The 17,636-nt window shown below is 57.1% G+C and carries 17 protein-coding genes; 10 read left to right on the top strand and 7 right to left on the bottom strand.

The features are described 5' to 3' along the window. The 3 genes from N438_RS29170 to N438_RS29160 form a co-directional block, all read right to left on the bottom strand. Positions 1 to 592, bottom strand: a 592-nt coding sequence (locus N438_RS29170; protein WP_133246604.1) for an efflux RND transporter permease subunit, incomplete at its 3' end; no start/stop codon positions are given. A gap of 13 nt (positions 593 to 605) precedes the next feature. Next, positions 606 to 1,685: an efflux RND transporter periplasmic adaptor subunit gene (locus N438_RS29165; RefSeq protein WP_016160440.1), complete on the bottom strand. Its 1,080-nt coding sequence runs from the start codon at positions 1,683 to 1,685 to the stop codon at positions 606 to 608. 53 nt (positions 1,686 to 1,738) lie between these two features. After that, positions 1,739 to 4,462 (bottom strand): cation-transporting P-type ATPase, encoded by a 2,724-nt coding sequence (locus N438_RS29160; protein ID WP_165818803.1) that lies wholly within the window; start codon positions 4,460 to 4,462, stop codon positions 1,739 to 1,741. A 501-nt stretch (positions 4,463 to 4,963) separates the two neighbouring features. On the opposite strand from N438_RS29160, the gene N438_RS29155 reads away from it, so the two are divergent. Continuing rightward, positions 4,964 to 5,212: a DUF1158 domain-containing protein gene (locus N438_RS29155; protein WP_008805539.1), complete on the top strand. Its 249-nt coding sequence runs from the start codon at positions 4,964 to 4,966 to the stop codon at positions 5,210 to 5,212. 16 nt (positions 5,213 to 5,228) lie between these two features. On the opposite strand, the gene N438_RS29150 is transcribed toward N438_RS29155, so the two are convergent. Then, positions 5,229 to 5,570, bottom strand: coding sequence for a RamA family antibiotic efflux transcriptional regulator (locus N438_RS29150; RefSeq protein ID WP_002893035.1), 342 nt, complete (start codon positions 5,568 to 5,570; stop codon positions 5,229 to 5,231). A gap of 30 nt (positions 5,571 to 5,600) precedes the next feature. Next, positions 5,601 to 6,716 carry an MBL fold metallo-hydrolase gene (locus tag N438_RS29145; protein ID WP_162823038.1) on the bottom strand — a complete coding sequence of 372 codons (1,116 nt, stop codon included), beginning with the start codon at positions 6,714 to 6,716 and terminating at the stop codon, positions 5,601 to 5,603. 179 nt (positions 6,717 to 6,895) lie between these two features. Here N438_RS29145 and N438_RS29140 point away from each other — a divergent pair, with 179 nt between their 5' ends. The 9 genes from N438_RS29140 (at position 6,896) to N438_RS29100 (ending at position 13,509) form a co-directional block, all read left to right on the top strand. Continuing rightward, complete coding sequence (locus N438_RS29140) at positions 6,896 to 7,477, top strand: TetR/AcrR family transcriptional regulator (protein ID WP_012968754.1); 582 nt, start codon at positions 6,896 to 6,898, stop codon at positions 7,475 to 7,477. Further along, positions 7,477 to 7,845: an MmcQ/YjbR family DNA-binding protein gene (locus tag N438_RS29135; RefSeq protein ID WP_008805536.1), complete on the top strand. Its 369-nt coding sequence runs from the start codon at positions 7,477 to 7,479 to the stop codon at positions 7,843 to 7,845. The genes N438_RS29140 and N438_RS29135 overlap by 1 nt, the downstream gene beginning before the upstream one ends. A gap of 119 nt (positions 7,846 to 7,964) precedes the next feature. Beyond that, positions 7,965 to 8,618, top strand: coding sequence for an oxygen-insensitive NAD(P)H nitroreductase (gene nfsB / locus N438_RS29130; RefSeq protein WP_116696367.1), 654 nt, complete (start codon positions 7,965 to 7,967; stop codon positions 8,616 to 8,618). Positions 8,619 to 8,866: 248 nt separating this feature from the next. Further along, a complete protein-coding gene (locus N438_RS29125; RefSeq protein ID WP_002893017.1) occupies positions 8,867 to 9,301 on the top strand; it encodes a PTS sugar transporter subunit IIA in 435 nt (144 codons plus the stop codon). Further along, on the top strand, positions 9,294 to 9,764 hold the full coding sequence (locus N438_RS29120) for a PTS sugar transporter subunit IIB (RefSeq protein ID WP_008805534.1): 471 nt from the start codon (positions 9,294 to 9,296) through the stop codon (positions 9,762 to 9,764). The genes N438_RS29125 and N438_RS29120 overlap by 8 nt, the downstream gene beginning before the upstream one ends. Before the next feature lie 14 nt (positions 9,765 to 9,778). Next, entirely contained in the window at positions 9,779 to 10,522 is a 744-nt protein-coding gene (locus tag N438_RS29115) for a PTS mannose/fructose/sorbose/N-acetylgalactosamine transporter subunit IIC (protein ID WP_004183295.1), read from the top strand. A 2-nt stretch (positions 10,523 to 10,524) separates the two neighbouring features. Continuing rightward, complete coding sequence (locus N438_RS29110; protein WP_004176976.1) at positions 10,525 to 11,379, top strand: PTS system mannose/fructose/sorbose family transporter subunit IID; 855 nt, start codon at positions 10,525 to 10,527, stop codon at positions 11,377 to 11,379. Between the two features lie 17 nt (positions 11,380 to 11,396). Further along, complete coding sequence (locus tag N438_RS29105; RefSeq protein WP_004176977.1) at positions 11,397 to 12,458, top strand: SIS domain-containing protein; 1,062 nt, start codon at positions 11,397 to 11,399, stop codon at positions 12,456 to 12,458. Positions 12,459 to 12,522: 64 nt separating this feature from the next. After that, complete coding sequence (locus tag N438_RS29100) at positions 12,523 to 13,509, top strand: SIS domain-containing protein (RefSeq protein WP_060619380.1); 987 nt, start codon at positions 12,523 to 12,525, stop codon at positions 13,507 to 13,509. Positions 13,510 to 13,561: 52 nt separating this feature from the next. Here N438_RS29100 and N438_RS29095 read toward each other — a convergent pair whose 3' ends face one another. After that, positions 13,562 to 16,291 (bottom strand): sigma-54-dependent transcriptional regulator, encoded by a 2,730-nt coding sequence (locus N438_RS29095; protein ID WP_008805532.1) that lies wholly within the window; start codon positions 16,289 to 16,291, stop codon positions 13,562 to 13,564. 96 nt (positions 16,292 to 16,387) lie between these two features. Beyond that, a complete protein-coding gene (locus N438_RS29090) occupies positions 16,388 to 17,422 on the bottom strand; it encodes a hypothetical protein (protein ID WP_039102939.1) in 1,035 nt (344 codons plus the stop codon). Positions 17,423 to 17,636 lie beyond the last annotated feature (214 nt).

The raw sequence follows: 17,636 nt of genomic DNA, 5'->3' as shown, positions 1-17,636 counted from the left end.
TGAGCGCGTTCATGCGGTCCGGGCGCAGCCAGATGCGCATACTGTAATCCCGGGCGCCAAACATCTGCACCTCGCCGACGCCGGGCAGGCGGGCCAGCGCCTCGCGCACCTGGGTGCTGGCGTAGTTACTGACAAACAGCGGCGACAGCGTGCCCAGCGGCGAGTAGAGGCTCACCCCCATCAGCAGGTTGCTGGCGCGCTTGCGGACCTGGACGCCATTCTGCTGCACCTCCGCCGGGAGTTGCGCCAGCGCCTGCGCCACCCGGTTTTGCACGTCGATCGCCGCCAGGTCGGCATCGGTGCCCGCCGCGAAGGTAATGCTCAGGCGGTACGTTCCCTCATCCGAGCTGGTGGACTCCATATACAGCATATGATCGACGCCGTTGAGCTGGGTCTCCAGCGGGGCGGCGATGGCTTCCGCCACATCTGACGCGCTGGCGCCCGGCCAGCTGGCGCTGACGTTCACCACCGGCGGGGTGATCGCCGGGTACTGCTCCACCGGGATCAGCTTCAGCGACACCGCGCCGACAAAGGTCAGCAGCAGCGCGATCACCATGGCAAATCGCGGACGACAGATAAAAAAGGTCAGCATCCCTTCTCCTTACTTAGTTCAGCACCTGTACCGCGGCGCCTTCGCGTAAACGCTGCGCGCCGTCGGTGATCACCTGCTCGCCCGCCTGCAGCCCTTTCTCAACCGCAAACTGCTGCCCCTGCTGCCCCGCGAGGGTCAGACGACGCTGCCCGGCGGTGTGGTCCGGCTTCAGCACCCAGCTGAAAAAGCCCTGCGGATCCTGCTGCACGGCGGCGGCCGGGATCATCACCCGCGACTGCAGTTCCTGCGGACGGAACAGGATCGTTACGCTGCCGCCCGGCAGCAGACGGTGCTGCGGATTGGCGAACTCCGCCCGCACCGCCACGCTGCCGGTGCGGGCGTCAATCCGGTTATCGATGGAGGTCAACACCCCATCGCGCCGTTTGCCATCAACCTCAATCTGCGCCAGCCACGCCTGCTTCAGGGCGTGGATGTCGGCGTGCTGGCCGGTTTTGCTGAAAAACGCGGCTTCGTCGAGAGCGAACGACACCCGCACCGGATCCAGCTGCACGATGTCCACCAGCACGCCGCTGGATGGGTTAATCAGCGTCCCGACGTGAAAGGCGCTGTGGCCCACGCGACCGGTCACCGGCGCCGCAATCCGGGTGTAGCTGAGCACAATCTGCTGGGCCTCGACGCGGGCTTTCGCCTGCTGCACGGCGGCGGCGGCGACGTCGCGCTGCATCCGGGCCGTGTCGACGTCGTTGCGGCTGATGGAGTGGTTGTTAATGAGCCGCTCGTAGCGAGTGAGCAGTTGCTGCGACTGACGTAATGAGGCTTCGGCGCTTTTCAGCTCGGCCTGCGCCAGGGCCAGGGCCGCGCGGGGCTGCGCGTCGTCGAGGGTAAACAGCAGGTCGCCCTCGGTAACATACTGGCCATCCTGGAAGTGGCGCTGAACTATCACCCCTTCGGTGCGCGCGCGAATGTCGACGGCGCGGATCGCCTCGACCCGTCCGGGGATGGCGCGTTCTTCAGCATGAGGCGCCAGTTCAACCGTGGCGACGCGGACCGGCACCGCCGGCGCGGCGGTCGCCGTCAGGGCGCCGCCGGCCAGACCGCAGGCCAGCAGAGCAAAGCGGAAGGTTTTAATCATAGGGGGATCCTTGCGAAAGTAACGCGCGCCTGCAGCGAGGCGCGCGAGATCAATCAAGCCGTTTTGCGGAACCGGCGCGTCAGGCGCTTCTCAACTTCCACCACCAGGAACATGGCGACGCCGATGACCAGGGTGATAAACCAGTAGCGCAGCGGCAGCGCTTCCGTACCAAACATGCTCTGCATCAGCGGGACATAGATAATGACCAGTTGCATCAGCAGCAGGACACCGGTCACCAGCCAGATGCCTTTGTTGCGCAGCAGACCCATGCTCAAGGAGAAGCTGTCGCTGCTGCGGCAGTTGATCATGTAGACCCACTGCGCCGTCACCAGCATCTGCAGCAGCACGGTGCGGATAAACTCCGGACTGTGGCCGCGCGGCACCAGCCAGGCCTCAAGGATAAAGGCGGCAATAGCAATCATAGACCCGACAAAAGCCACTCGCCACACGGCGAAGCCATCCATAACGTGCTGGCCGGTTTTACGCGGCGGGCGGTTCATCACGTTGCGCTCTGCGGCTTCAAAGGCCAGGCCGAAGGAGAGCGTCGCCGACGTCGCCATGTTCATCCACAGGATCAGCACCGGGGTCAGCGGAATAATGTTCCCCGCCAGCAGGGCGATGATGATCAGCAGCCCCTGCGCCAGGTTGGTCGGCATGATGAAGAGGATGGTCTTCTTCAGGTTGTCATAGACCCGACGGCCCTCTTTTACCGAGCTGGCGATGGTCGCGAAGTTATCATCGGTCAACACCATGTCAGCCGCCTCTTTGGTGACTTCGGTACCTTTGATACCCATGGCGATACCCACGTCGGCCTGGCGCAGCGCCGGCGCGTCGTTGACGCCGTCTCCGGTCATGCCGACCACTTCGCCGTTATCCTGCAGGGCTTTCACCAGGCGCAGCTTATGCTCCGGGCTGGTACGGGCAAAGATGTCGTACTCCACCGCCGCCTTCGCCAGCGCCGCATCGTCCATGTGCTCCAGCTGGTAGCCGGTCATGGCCTGGCTGCTGTTGGTGATCCCCAGCATCTGGCCGATGCTCATCGCCGTCTGCGGGTGGTCGCCAGTGATCATCTTCACGCGGATCCCGGCGGTCTGGCAGGCATGGATGGCGTCAATGGCTTCCGGACGCGGGGGATCCATCATCCCGGCGATGCCGAGGAAAATCAGCCCCTCCTGCAGGTCCTCATGGTTGAGGGTGGTGGCATCAAGGCTGGCAGGCTTACAGGCCGCCGCCACCATGCGCAGTCCCTGACGGGCGAAGCGCGCCATCTCCTCTTCCCAGTACTGCGCCTCGAACGGCACCGCGCCGTGGCGGCTCATCTGCTCGCGGCACATGGCGAAGATAACGTCCGGCGCACCGGTGATCAGCACCCGGGCCTCGCCATCGATGTGCTGCAGGGTCGACATATATTTGTACTGTGAGTCAAAGGGGATCTTGGCCACCAGACGGGCCTCCACCGCCGGGAGCTGCGCTTTCGCCGCCAGCACCTTCAGCGCCCCTTCGGTCGGCCCGCCGGTGATCCCCCACAGACCGCGCTCATCCTGGGTAAGCTGGCTGTCGTTACACAGGTCGATGGTGCGCAGCCAGGTCTCCAGCACGGTGCCGGGCTGAACCTGCACGGGCTCGTCGCTCCCCTCAAGGAAGATCCGTCCCTGCGGCTCATAGCTGTCGCCTTCCACCCGGTAGCAGCAGTCTGCCGTGATGATCGCTTTGACGGTCATTTCGTTCATCGTCAGAGTGCCGGTTTTATCCGAACAGACCACAGTCATGGCGCCGAGAGTTTCCACGGTCGGCAGCTTACGAATAATCGCCCGCTTGCGCGCCATCGTCTGCACGCCCAGCGACAGAATAATCGAGATGATCGCCGGCAGCCCCTCCGGTACCGCGGCCACCGCCAGGCTAATCAGCGACAGCAGCAGCTCGCCCATCGGGATATCCCGCAGCGCGAGGCTAAAGATAAACAGCGCCACCATCATGGCGAGGATAATGACAAAAATCGCTTTGCCGAGCTTATCCATCTGCACCAGCAGCGGGGTACGGTGCTTCTCAATGCCCGCCATCATCTGGTTGATATGGCCGAGTTCGGTCTCCGCGCCGGTGGCGGTCACCACGCCGATGCCGCCGCCAGCGCTGACGGTGGTGCCTGAGAAGACCATGTTCACCCGGTCGCCCAGCGGCAGGTCGCCCTCCAGCGCGTCGGTGATTTTATCCACCACCGTCGACTCGCCGGTGAGGATCGCCTCTTCCACCCGCAGGTTGTGGGTTTCAATCAGGCGCATATCCGCTGGTACGCGGTCGCCGGCGCGCAGGATAACGATGTCCCCTGGAACCAGGTCGCGCGTCGGGATAGTCTCATGTTTGCCGTTACGCTGGACGCGGGCATCGCTGGAGAGCATGTTGCGGATCCCCTGCAGGGATTTTTCGGCGTTGCTCTCCTGGATATGACCGATCAGGGCGTTAATCACCGTCACGCCGAGGATCACCAGGGTATCGACCCAGTGACCCATAATGGCGGTCAGCGCCGCGGCAGCCAGCAGCACGTAAATCAGTACGTCGTTAAAGTGGGCGAGAAAGCGCAGCCAGCCCGGTTTACCCTTCTTTTCCGGCAGGGCATTCGGACCAAAGGTATTCAGGCGCTCGGCGGCGTCTGCGGAATTTAACCCAGCGGCCTGGCTTTTTGTCTGCGCCAGCACTGCGTCAACGGTCTGCTGCCAGACCTGCCGTGGCGCGGTGTCGCCCGAGGGCGTCGTAAACTTTGGGTTATTCATCTTGGTCAAATTACATTTTCCTTATAAATTCCGTGAATCGGAAAGCCTGAAATCATTCCTGGCCAATGAAGTAAAACGTGGCTAAAAAGCCGGTAAAAATGTGATCCAATATCCGCCTAAATTTTTCGCAAAATACAAAATGTGTGATAAGTTAATTCACAAGATAAATATTACAGAATATTAATAAACCAAAACTAAACGAGGTTAAATATGTTTGGAATCTACCGCGGACGCCGTCTGGTGCTGTACATCCTGCTGGCCATCATTGTTGCCACGCTGGTGGGATATAGCACTTATAGTTTTGTAAAAGCGCTGGCATAATAATGACGTTAATTTACACCCAGCTGCAATTAACTTAATTACAAATTATTTCAGATTAATTAACATGAGAGCGAAAGGCAGGCAATAATATTTAAAATAGCCGTGTTATAGAGAGTAAAAAAACAAAGCATATTGCGTTAAGCATTATTTTACCGGACAATATGTTTTTTAACTGATGATTAACATGACATGAAACATCCGCTGGAAACGCTTCTCTCCGCCGCCGGGATCTTACTGCTGGCCCTGCTCTCCTGTCTGCTGTTGCCCGCGCCTTCGCTGGGCCTGACGCTGGCGCAAAAGCTGGTTGAGACATTCCATATGATGGATCTCAACCAGCTCTATACGGTGTTGTTTTGTCTGTGGTTCTTAGCGCTGGGCACCCTTGAATTTCTGGTGCTGCGCTGGGTGTGGCGTCGCTGGTTCTCCCTCGAACGGTAAACCAGGAGAGCGCGCCTCAGTGGGCGCGGCTGTGGTTTTCTTTGCGGTAGGCGCCCGGCGGCTGGTTGAAGGTCCGGGTGAAGACGCGGGTAAAGGTCTGTTGCGAATCGAAGCCATACTTCAGGCAGATATCGTAGACCCGCTGATCGGTGTCGCGCAGATCGCGGGCGGCCAGCAGCAGCTTCCTTTCACGAATATAGCGCCCAAGGCTCTCTCCCTTGTACTGTAAAAACAGCCGTTGCAGATGCCATTTCGAATACCCGGCATGGCGAGCGATATCATCAATACGCAGCGGTTGATGCAGGTTGTCATCAATCCACTCGACGATAGTGTCAATCACCTGAGCGGAAATCGTCATATGCTCTCTCCTCTGAAACTGCACTGGCGCTTAGCGCCACCAGGCGTTAAATGATTGCGTCTTATCGGCGACCCACAGCGGCTCGCCCTGCATAGGCGTCAGCAGACGCCAGGCCCTTCCTTCGCTGGCAGCCGCCAGCCGTTGATACGGTTCATCCCAGCTGTGTTTCGCCAGAACAAACCGTCCTGCATGCCCAGGCAGCACCGCGCGGGCGCGCAGGTCGTCGGCAGCCTGAGCCGTTTCATCCGGCATCATGTGAATATATTTCCAGTCCTGGTCATACTGCCCGTTCTCCATGATCGCCAGATCAACCGGACCAAATTCATCACCAATCGCTTTGAAGTGCGGCCCATAGCCGCTGTCGCCACTGTAATAAATTTTTTGCTGCGGGGTGACGAACAGAAAACTGGCCCACAGCGTCTGGTTACGCTTCAGTCCACGGCCGGAAAAGTGCCGCGCCGGCAGAACGTGAACGGTGAATTCATCGCTGACCGGGATCGCCTGCTGCCAGTCCGCTTCGGTAATCAGCGCCCCGTCCATCCCCCAGTAGCGCAGATGCGACCCGACGCCCAACGGCGTAATGACCCGCTTAATTTTCGGCAGCAAGGCGCGGATGGTGGCGTAATCCAGATGGTCGTAGTGATCGTGGGAGATGATCAGCAGATCGATGTCTGGCATCCCTTCCGCCCGCCACGGATAGTCGCCGGGAAAGGCTTTATTGATAAAGGAGAACGGCGCCGCGTAATCGCTGAACACCGGATCGATCAGGATACGTTTTCCTGCCAGCTGCAGGTACCAGGAGGAGTGGCCGAGCCAGACCATCACATCCTGCCCCAGGGGCAGCGTCGCCAGGTCGGTCTTCACCAGCGGCAGCGGCTGAGCGGGACGGGCGTTTTCCCGTTTGGTCATCAGGAAATCCCACCACGCCGCCAGCATATTTTTCTGCCCGGTGAACCCTGGCGTGGGCAATGGGTTATGGAACTGGCCGTCCCGGTAGTGGGGAGACGCTTCCACCTGGCTAAGCTGTGCCCCCTGCGGCGCCTTACCAAAACCGGCATTGAGGACAAACGGCAATGTCGTTGCTGCTGCGAGTAACATGATGGCGACCACGCTAAAAGTGACACGGTTCATATCCTGACCAGACAAAAGCCCCCATCCCGGAGGCTTTGTGATATAACTTGATTATGAGTGAGTACGCACTCATTATTAGGAAAGTGATGAAAGTCGTCAAGACGATTTTCAATTTTTGCGTTCCGCCGTTGCAGCGACCTGGTCAGACGTGCAAAGATCGGCGGTTTGTTTAAACCTGCGTGAGGAAAAAAGTAGTGGCTCGTCCAAAGAGTGAAGATAAAAAGCAAGCGTTACTGGAAGCTGCCACCGCGGCTTTCGCCCAGTCCGGCATCGCCGCCTCGACGTCGGCCATCGCCCGCAGCGCTGGGGTGGCCGAGGGGACGCTGTTTCGCTATTTCGCCACCAAGGATGAGTTGCTCAACGAGCTGTACCTCGCGATTAAGCTGCGCCTGGTGCGCACAATGATCGCCGGGCTGGATCCGCACGAGAAGCGCCCGAAAGAGAACGCGCGCAATATCTGGAACAGCTATATCGACTGGGGCGTGCGCAACCCGATGGAGCACAAGGCGATCCGCCGGATGGCGCTCAGCGAGCGCATCACCGACGAAACCCGTCGCCAGGTAAAAGAGAGCTTCCCGGAGCTCAACGAAATGTGCCAACTGTCGGTGAAAGAGATTTTTCTCAGCGAGGCGTACCGCGCCTTTGGCGATGCCCTGTTTCTGTCGCTGGCGGAGACCACCATCGAATTCGCCAGCCACGATCCGCAGCGCGCCCGGGAGATTATCGCCCTCGGCTTTGAAGCCATGTGGAACGCCCTGCATGAGGCGGACGCCTAATGACCCCCGAGATGCTGCATCCCTGCGCTCATCGTATCGCCCTGACCTACCCGTTTACCGAGCACTGCTGGCCTTTTGGGCCAGAGTACGACGTGTTTAAGGTCGATGGCCGTATCTTTATGATCACCATGACCATTCGCGGCCGGGCGCTGGTCAACCTGAAGGCTGAGCCGCAGAAGTCGCTGCTCAATCAGGAAATTTATCGCAGTATCGAACCGGGCTACCATATGAACAAGAAACACTGGATCACGGTGGTGCCGGGAGAGGATATCAGCGAGGATCTGCTGGCCGAGCTGATTGACGATTCGTGGCATCAGGTGGTGAACAAGCTGAGTAAAAAGGCCCAGCAGCGCCTGCGTCCGCGCTGATTTTCAGCCAAATGCGATAAGTGTTATCGCATTTTTCACCCTTATCATTTGGCGATCTTCGCTGTACTCTTCCTCTCCTTAACGCACCGGTAAGGTGCTGTAAACTGTGAGGAAGAGTTATGGATATCGTATCGGTCGCTTTAACGCGCTATTCCACCAAGGCCTTTGACGCCACGAAAAAGCTGACTGCCAGCGAAGCCGAACAGCTGAAAACGCTGCTGCAGTACAGCCCGTCTAGCACCAACTCCCAGCCGTGGCACTTTATCGTCGCCAGCACCGATGAAGGGAAAGCTCGCGTAGCCAAAGCCGCCAGCGGCACCTACGTGTTCAACGAACGCAAAATTCTCGACGCCTCGCACGTGGTGGTGTTCTGCGCGAAAACCGCGATGGACGACGCCTGGCTGCAGCGTGTGGTGGATCAGGAAGAGGCCGATGGCCGTTTCGCCACCCCGGACGCAAAAGCCGCTAACCACAAGGGTCGTACGTTCTTTGCCGATATGCACCGCAAAGAGCTGAAAGATGACGATCAGTGGATGGCGAAGCAGGTGTATCTCAACGTCGGCAATTTCCTGCTGGGCGTGGCGGCGATGGGTCTCGACGCCGTGCCGATCGAAGGGGTCGATTTTGCGATACTCGATGAGGAATTTGACCTGAAAGCCCAGGGCTACACCAGCCTGGTGGTGGTCCCGGTCGGCCACCATAGCGTGGAAGATTTCAACGCCACCCTGCCGAAGTCGCGTCTGCCGCAGTCGACGACCATTACCGAGATTTAATTCCCTTCTGCCGGGAACGCCCGGGCCATAGCGCAGCAGCGTCTCGCCCGGGACTTTCTTCCCCCCACTCTTTCCCCTCTTATTCTGCCGTTTGTGCCAGGTTTCTGGCGCTAATGAGCCCGCTTGTGCCAGGAATAACGACTTTAGTGTGAACCAGCCGATTTAATTAATTGATAAATAATACTTTTTATTTCTGGCACGCCCTTTGCTCTTAACAGATACCGCTATCTGGATGAAGGAGAAACCGGGTGAAACATATCTATGTGGCCAGCCACGGCCATTTTGCTCGCGGACTGGTGAACAGTTTGTCGCTGCTGATTGGCGACGAACACGGCGTTATCCCGGTCTGCGCCTATGACGAAGATATCGTGACCACCGAACAGCTGGAGCAAACCCTGGAGCATCTCATCGTCCAGGCGAATGGTGATGAAGTGGTGATCTTCACCGACCTGCTTGGCGGCAGTATCAACAATAGCGCCGTGAGCGTCTTGATGCGACATCGCAACGTTTTCGTGGTCGCCGGCATCAATCTGACTCTGCTGCTGGAGTTTCTGCTGTGCGAAGAAGCCACTACCGAGGCCGCGATTATCTACGCCACCAGCGCGGCGCGTGAATCCATTGTTTTCATCAATCCTCTAATAACACAACCATCCTCTGACCCACAGGGAGAATCTCATGATTAAACTCGTGCGCATTGATTATCGGCTGCTGCACGGCCAGGTGGTTTTTGCCTGGACCCGAGCGCTGGATATCGACCATATCATCGTCGCCAACGCCAAAGCCGCGGCGGATGCCTTCATTACGATGTCGCTTAACCTGGCAAAGCCAGCGGGCGTCACGCTGGACATCGCCACCGTTGAACAGGCGGCGGAAAAGCTTAACAGCGGCAAGTTGGATCATAAAAAAGTCATGGTGGTCCTTGGCAATACTGCGGAAACCCTCGCGCTAGTGGAAAAAATCCCGGGAATTAGCGCAATTAATTACGGTGGTCTGCCACAGAAGGAAGGGGCAAGACAATTCGGCAAGGCCATCTATCTGACCGACGAGGAAATCGCCCATAGCAGAGCGCTAAAAGAAAAAGGCATTCGGCTGGAGATGCGTCAGGTACCCGCCCACTCGGCTGAACTCCTTAACGACCAACTTTAACTTCGGAGGTCACTATGTTGCTCACCGCAACGTTACTCGGCCTGATCGCCGCCCTGGGGATACTTGATGGCCGCCTGCTTGGGGTATCAATGATCGATCGACCGCTGGTGATGTGCGCCCTCACCGGTCTGGTTTGCGGTAATTTGCATGAGGGGATTCTGATTGGCGCTACGCTGGAGCTTATTTTCCTCGGCAACGTCGCCATCGGCGCCGCGCACCCGCCAGATATCGTGACCGGCTCCGTATTGGCCACCGCGTTTTCGATCATGTCCGGCCGCGGTCCGGAGGCTGCGCTCACCATCGCCATCCCTGTCTCAATGCTGGCGCAGACGCTAGGCATCCTGGTGCGCGTGGTGAACGCCCGCTTTGGTCATCTGGCGGATCGCTATGCGGCACAGGGTAATACCCGAATGGTCGGCCTGATGCACCTCGCCGGTCCGACGCTACTCTATTTTTTAAACGGATTTCTACCGGTATTTTTTGCCATTCTGCTTGGTTCTTCGGCGGTAAGCTGGTTCCTGGAGGCCATTCCACCGGTGATAACCAACGGATTGATCGTCGCCAGTAAGATCCTGCCAGCGCTCGGCTTCGCCCTGCTGATCAGCATGATGCTCAGCAGCAAACTAATGCCGTACCTCGGTCTGGGATTTCTGATAGCGGCATATACCAAACTGGATATCATCGCCATTGCGCTGTTCGCTGTGGTGTTGGCATTTATCATCAGCCAGTTCCTTAATCTTAAGCAGCAGGAGAGCTAATCATGAGCGAAATGACGCAAACTGTGACTGGCGCTACCCAGCCGCAAAGCGATGACGCAAGCCGCATCACCGCCCGCGATTTACGCAGCGTGTTCTGGCGCTCCTTTACGCTACAGGGCTCGTGGAACTACGAGCGCCAGCAGCATATGGGCTACGCCTTTGCCATGTCGCCAGCCCTGAAGCGTATCTATCAGGACCCAACGGAGCTGGGGCGCGCCCTGCAGCGTCATCTGGTGCTGTTTAACACCACGCCCCATCTCTCGACCTTTATCTTCGGCCTGTCGATTGCCATGGAAGAAGAGAACCAGCGTAACCCCGAATTTAATGAGGAGTCGATAAACGCGATTAAAACCAGCCTGATGGGACCGCTGGCGGGCATCGGCGACTCCATTTTCTGGGGATCATTAAAGGTTATCGCCGCCGGGATGGGTATCTATTTCGCCCAGCAGGGCAGCCTGCTGGGACCGATACTGGCGCTGTTAGTTTATAACCTGCCGCATCTTTTGTGCCGCTGGTATGGCCTGAAGCTCGGCTACCGGGCGGGTACGACCTGGCTGATGAGAATTTACCAAAGCGGCCTTATGGACCGGGTGACCTATATCGCATCAATTGTTGGCCTCATGGTCGTCGGCGCGATGACCGCCAGCATGATAGATATCACCACCCCGCTCAGCTTTACCGCCGGGCAGACCACCATGAAGGCGCAGGAGTTTATTGACAAAATTCTTCCTTCGCTGCTGCCGCTGCTTTTCACCCTCGGGATGTACAAGTTGATCCGTAAGGGAGTCAATATTAACTGGATCCTGCTAGGAACCGTCGCGTTTGGCATGGCGGCCAGCGCGCTAGGCCTGCTTTAAGAAGAGGAATATCACCCATGCACGTAGAAGACTATATGAATGAAACACCCGCCCGTCTGCTCGCTATGCTGACGCAGACGCGGGAAGATCTCTGGCAGGCGGCGAAAGCGCTAACGGAGCGCGGCATCACGCGTATTATCCTGACCGGCTCCGGTACCTCTTATCACGGCGCGCTGACCGCCCGCTCGTTTATGCAGCAGTGGTGCGGGCTACCCGTTGATGTCTACTGGCCTTTTCTGCTGGATGATTCGGCGCTGACCCTCAGCGACAAAGCGCTGGTCATCGGCATTTCTCAGGGAGGCGGCAGCCTCTCTACCCTCGCCGCAATGGAACGCGCCCGGGCAGCCGGGCATCTCACCGCTTCCATGGCCGGGGAAGCGCCAGCCGTTATCGACCGGGCGGCAGATTTGGTCTTAACAGTACCCTGTGGAGAAGAGCGGGCTGGCGCTAAAACCAAAGGGTATCACTGCACCATACTTAATCTGATGCTGCTGGCGCTTGCTGTCGCCAGTCGCCAGCGGCGCCTGAGCGATGAGGAGCGCAAAGCGCTACTCATCCGCATGGATACCACGTTTAATCATTTGCCGACGCTCATTGAGGCCTCGCAGGCGTGGGTTCTCAATCATGCCCGACCGCTTATCGACAGCGCGGACATTCGCCTGACCGGTCCGGCAAGGCTGTTTGGCACCGTTCAGGAAGGTGCGCTAAAGATGCTTGAAACGCTACGCTGTCCGGTTGCCGGTTATGAATTTGAGGAGTTCATCCACGGGATCTATAACGCCTTCGACGAGCGCTCTACCCTGATCATGCTCGATCCGTTTCCCGATGAGCGTCAGGATCGCCTGGCGGAAATACTTGGCGGCTGGACTCAGCATATTTATCGCATTGGTCCACAAGTCGAAAATAACGGCAAAAATATGCCCTTCGCATTTATTAACGATCCCGACTTTGCGGTCTTTGAATATATCATTCCGTTACAAATGGTTTGTGCCCGACTGCCACCAGTGAAGGGCATCGATCCCGCGATACCGAAGGATCCGCAGTTCCACCAGAAAATGAAAAGTAAACAACCCAATTAATTGACGCATAGTAAAAGTTATCCGCTATTCAGCGGAGGACCCGTTACATCTCAAGGAGACCAATATGTCTATAGCTCATAAAAACGCACATACTATTATTCGCGATATTTTATCTAAGCAGCACATTGAGCGCGTATGGTTTGTTGGCTGCGGTGGTTCATTAACCGGTTTCTGGCCGGGGAAATATTTTCTCGATTGTGAAGCTAAAAAGCTGGCCGTCGGCTATGTTACCAGTAATGAATTTGTCCACGCGACGCCGAACGCGTTAGGTAAAAACAGCGTAGTGATCCTCGCCTCGCAGCAGGGCAACACCGCTGAAACGGTGGAAGCCGCCCGCATCGCGCGTCAGAAAGGCGCCGCCACTATTGGACTGGTATATACCCCCGGCACGCCGCTGTGCGAACACAGCGATTACACTATTGAATACTGCTGGGCGCGCTATCCCGAAACCGTCGATCCGACGCAGCAAAAAGCGGCATACAGCCTGTGGCTGGCGCTGGAAGTGCTTGCGCAAACTGAGGGATACGCCCATTACGATCAGATGGTCAGCGCCTTTGCCAGTTTTGAATCCGTGGTACGCGGCGCTCAGCAGCAGGTTCAGGCGGATGCGCGCCATTTTGCCGAAGCCTGGAAGAGCGAAAAGGTCATCTACATGATGGGCAGCGGCCCCTCATTCGGCGCCGCGCATCAGGAATCCATCTGTATTCTGCTGGAGATGCAGTGGATTAACTCCGCGAGCATCCATAGCGGCGAGTATTTCCACGGTCCCTTTGAGATTACCGAAGCGGGAACGCCGTTTATTTTATTAAAAAGCAGCGGCCGCACACGCCCGCTGGATGACCGCGCGATCCGCTTTATCGAACATTACCAGGGAAAACTGCAGATTATTGACGTGGAAAAGGTGGGAATCGACACACTGCACACCAGCGTGCGCGAATATTTCTGCGGCCTGCTGCACAACTGCGTACTGGATGTTTACAACCTGGCGCTGGCCACCGCCCGCAACCACCCGCTGACCACCCGCCGCTATATGTGGAAAGTCGAATATTGATTCGCTAGCCGCCTGCCAGCCCCGGCGTAATTCTCCGGGGCTGCGTTGAGAATTACCAGCTAAAATCTTCAATACGTAATTCAAAAATATCGTGAATATAGCCAATTTCCGCTACCGGTAGCGCCACGTTATAGAGTATTTTCAGGCGCTGGAACGAGTGATTCACCATGGCAATAAATTCGCCATGCTGGCGGGTAAATTGCTCAAGATCTTTATAATGGCTAATTTCATTACGCATTACCAGACGCTCAATCATACAGCTGAGATGCACATATAAACTGATAATTAAGTTATTATTAAAATGAAAACCAAGCGTATTTTGCCACTCAGCGATAATGGTTTCGATATGGCCCATGGTTTTTCCGGCATTCAGTATCGTCAGAGAGTTGACAACGTTATGCAGCGAAAACTCACGAACCATATTTTTATTAATCAGCGCAATTTGCTTTTCATTAAGATAGCCACTTAAGAGCTGACTCAGATGTCGATGCCCCTGCTCGCCAAGTAGTTCCTCAATGCCAACCCAGGGCACTCCGGCCAGCTGCGGGTCGTGGGTACCCACGACCGCAATAACTTCATACTGGTGGAGTAACGATACCGCCGTACGACTGTTTTTTAAGCGCGTATACTCGCAGGCGATGATGTTAATATCAAAATCGTTGAGCAGGCTCTTCTCCATCAGATTTTTAAATTTAAATGCGGTACCGATACCTGTAATACAGGTCACCAGCAGCGCACGCTCTTTTTTTTCTGCGGGCCAGAACACATCCCAACGCGACTGATTAAGCGGCACGATCTCTTCGGCGATTTGTTCGATGTTTTTTCCCAGCGCGATCTCGCTGGCAACGTTCAGCGCCATGCGGGTCGTTACGTTATCCACCACCACCAGCGGGCCGTGAATCACCGACAAAAGCGCATCGGCAATCTCCTTGGTGTAGCCCATATCAATAAGCACCATCACACCCGCACGCGTGTCCGTATGCTGGAGATAATCAACCACGGCGCGACTGACATCGTTAAACGCCACCTCCATCGGCATATCCATGGCCTGGTAGATCTTCTCGCCAATCAGGCGGTTGGCAACGCCGGCAATGCTGCTGGCGGTCGAATAACCGTGGGCGATTATCAGCGCTTTCACTTTTCCGCCGCTGGTCGCATCAATCGCATTGCTGACGATAGCGGCAACCGCCAGGCGGTCAAGCGTATCGATGAGCAGATCGTATTTATTATTGACGACATCCAGTAGTTTCTCCGCGATACGCTGCGCCAGCCCCGCCGAGGAGTCCAGCCAGCGCTGCATCACCAGACGCACGGGCTCAGCAACGCTACGCGGCGCCAGAGGGAGGCTGGTGAGGTAGCGGCCGGTAAGATAAGCGAATTCGACATTTAGCTGAAGGTCATAATTGACAGCGATTGCTTTGCCCACATCTTCAATAAAGCGCAGCCGTTTGTCCTGCAGAGAGACCGTACTCTCCTGATTCATCAGCGCATCAAGATAGAGCGTCACGTTCTGATAAATAAGCTTTTCAAAGGTCCGCACGCTAATATTATCCTGAGCCAACTCCTCGCACAGGCTACAAATATTTTCCGTTAGCCGTTGGTATTCATGGTGACGACCAGAAAAAAGAGGCTGCGCGTCGCCATCGCGGTAAATCATAACCCGCTCGCTATTTTGCTGAAGGGAAAAAGGCGCATCCGCCAGTAATCGGTCGGGCAGCAAACCCGCTTTTATGTGTAAAAGACCGCTATCACGTTCGCCAAATGTCCAGGCGCTGGCGCAAATATTGCGAATCAAATTTTCCAGCCCACCGACATTTCCTTCAAGCGTTTCACGCATGAGCTGGCTGACGATTTCGCCATCCAACGCCAGATCGTGGTTCAAACGCTGGGCTTCACGGCGGAAAAAGTGGTGGATAAACGCCAGCCGCTCGAATTGGCCGCGTTCAGCGATCGGCAGAATTTTTACAATTACCGGAATACGGCGAATAAAGGTCGCCAGGAAATGTTTTTCCAGATCCTCGGTTGAAGCAAAAATTAGCCGCACCGTGGCGCTGCGCTCATCGGTGCTCTCCCCCAGCCGGCGCCAGCTACCGTTATCCATAAAATGAAACAGCTTTTCCTGACCTTCGGGCGGCAGCCGATGAACCTCATCGATAAACAACACCCCACCGTTGCTGGTCTCGATAAGACCAGGAACGGCTTTATCGGCGCCGGTAAAGGCCCCCTTCGCATGACCAAATAACTTCGAGGTCAGTAGTTCTGGATTATTCGCGTACTCGGCGCAGTTAAATACGGTAAAAGGCGCATCGGCAGGTAAAATGCCTTCATCTATTGCGTAGTGCCAGAGCTGGCGAGCTAGAAAACTTTTCCCAGTGCCAGTAGGGCCCCGCAGCAGCAGCGGCAGACCTGCGCCAGGGTAGCTGATGGCAGCCTTGCACTGGCGCAATGCTTCCTGCAGGCTGCCCTGCGCGCCAATCAGCTGCGCCAGACTATCCTGACGCTCCGCGCACAGCGCCTGAATGGAGGCGTATTCGCCGTGCCGAACCGCCAGGCGGTGATGATCGCGCAGAACGGTAACGGGTAAAAACAGCACCGGGCGACCATTCACTTTGACCACCCGCTGCTCGCGATGGAGATTATTCAGATGATGGCTGATGATGCTGCGTTTTTGCTTCAAGCTATCGGCAATGGCCATAGCGTTAAACTCGCCCAGCGCTTCCGCCGTCAGCGCTCGCCCGGCGATCCGTTGTTCTAGCTGGCGAAAAATCGACTCCTTGTTCATCTCGCTCCCCTGTCAAAAGCGTAAAATTCGCTTATACGACAATTCGCGCAGGACGTCGCTGCCGTCAGCCACACTTCTTTAAAAGCGCTTAATTTTTCATGGCTTAACGTTCCCCGCGTGCCAGATGCGCTCGGCATAGCGGCCAATCACCGCCAGCGAGACGGCAAGGATCAGGAAAAACAGCACTTTGTGCATCCCGTTCCAGAAAAACTCAAAGAAACGGGTATAGAGATTGATCGCAAGGAAGGTTAGTCCGAAGCCGCGCAGCATTCCGTCATCGGTTTTCAGGCTGATAAAAATGCAGACGCCGGCCGCTACGGCAAACAGCAGCCCCCACGGCAAGAGTCGCGCCTGGCTCACCTGGTACCAGCTGTCTGCGTCGTAATTGCCGAAAATCGACAGGATCCACAGCGCAATAAACAGGTACGTGAGGCCCATCGCCTTGCTGACGGTAAACAGCTGCCGCTGGCGAAGCAGGGATTGCGCGCCGTAGCAGAGCGCCAGCAGCGCGCCGCCGAACAGGACGAAGCGAATCGGGTAGTTCATGCCCAGCCAGTAGGCGCCCCACCCCGAGACGTAGCCGGTTTCCGCGCCGAACCAGTTGCCCAGCGCCAGCAGAAAAAAGAGCCACACCAGCCCGGAGCGGGCAATATAGCCGATGGCGCCGTAAATCACGCATCCGGCCAGAAACAGCGGTGCGATATGGCCGCTGCCGTTATCCAGCCGTTCGCCAAGCTGCCATAGCGACACGGCGGTAAAGACGACGCCCAGAAACAAAATCGCCTCGGTGCTGTAGTGCCATTGCGTTTCCCGTCGCTGGCGGCGAAAGCCCCAGCCGTAGCAGACGACTGCCAGCAGCGCAGGCAGCAGGATCCGCGTCAGCGCCGAGTGGCTGAACAGGCTCAGCAGCCACGCCACCAGCTCGCTGTCGGCGAACAGGCTGCCCAGAGCAATCAGCACGCAGGCCAGCGCGGTCCAGAAGGCATAGCGGCTCAGGCGCCGCCAGTCGAAGGGGGAGACGCGCAGCGTGTGCGCCAGCCGCTGACTGTCCGACGGGGTTAACTCCCCGCTGGCCTGCCAGGCGTTCAGCGCGCGCTGAATAATGCGCTGCTCTTTTCGGGTTACGTTCATAGGCATTCCTTGAGACTGATGACAAACCTGTTTTCGCTAATGTGCTCGCCTTTCTGCCGGGTGGCGGCGTACGCCTTACCCGGCCTACAAACCCAAATCACCGCGGGTCCTGGGGCTGCTGAAACTGCCGATGCTGGCGGCCTCAACATCGCTGAGACGTTCCCGGCAGGCCGGGGCAGCCCGCATGGATGCGGGCTGAGGGCCGTGTTTTGCA

The sequence above is a fragment of the Klebsiella sp. GL120222-02 genome (genome assembly GCF_003097195.1).
GTDB lineage: Bacteria > Pseudomonadota > Gammaproteobacteria > Enterobacterales > Enterobacteriaceae > Klebsiella > Klebsiella variicola.
The sequence above is the reverse complement of the archived record's forward strand: the minus strand, read 5'-3'. Positions and strand labels throughout refer to the sequence as shown.

What these genes read in the sequence shown, in the direction of transcription:
- N438_RS29165 (WP_016160440.1), bottom strand. Translation starts at nt 1,685, where the DNA reads ATGATTAAAACCTTCCGCTTTGCTCTGCTGGCCTGCGGTCTGGCCGGC.
- N438_RS29155 (WP_008805539.1), top strand. Translation starts at nt 4,964, where the DNA reads ATGAAACATCCGCTGGAAACGCTTCTCTCCGCCGCCGGGATCTTACTG.
- N438_RS29150 (WP_002893035.1), bottom strand. Translation starts at nt 5,570, where the DNA reads ATGACGATTTCCGCTCAGGTGATTGACACTATCGTCGAGTGGATTGAT.
- N438_RS29135 (WP_008805536.1), top strand. Translation starts at nt 7,477, where the DNA reads ATGACCCCCGAGATGCTGCATCCCTGCGCTCATCGTATCGCCCTGACC.
- nfsB (WP_116696367.1), top strand. Translation starts at nt 7,965, where the DNA reads ATGGATATCGTATCGGTCGCTTTAACGCGCTATTCCACCAAGGCCTTT.
- N438_RS29120 (WP_008805534.1), top strand. Translation starts at nt 9,294, where the DNA reads ATGATTAAACTCGTGCGCATTGATTATCGGCTGCTGCACGGCCAGGTG.
- N438_RS29115 (WP_004183295.1), top strand. Translation starts at nt 9,779, where the DNA reads ATGTTGCTCACCGCAACGTTACTCGGCCTGATCGCCGCCCTGGGGATA.
- N438_RS29110 (WP_004176976.1), top strand. Translation starts at nt 10,525, where the DNA reads ATGAGCGAAATGACGCAAACTGTGACTGGCGCTACCCAGCCGCAAAGC.
- N438_RS29105 (WP_004176977.1), top strand. Translation starts at nt 11,397, where the DNA reads ATGCACGTAGAAGACTATATGAATGAAACACCCGCCCGTCTGCTCGCT.
- N438_RS29100 (WP_060619380.1), top strand. Translation starts at nt 12,523, where the DNA reads ATGTCTATAGCTCATAAAAACGCACATACTATTATTCGCGATATTTTA.
- N438_RS29095 (WP_008805532.1), bottom strand. Translation starts at nt 16,291, where the DNA reads ATGAACAAGGAGTCGATTTTTCGCCAGCTAGAACAACGGATCGCCGGG.
- N438_RS29090 (WP_039102939.1), bottom strand. Translation starts at nt 17,422, where the DNA reads ATGAACGTAACCCGAAAAGAGCAGCGCATTATTCAGCGCGCGCTGAAC.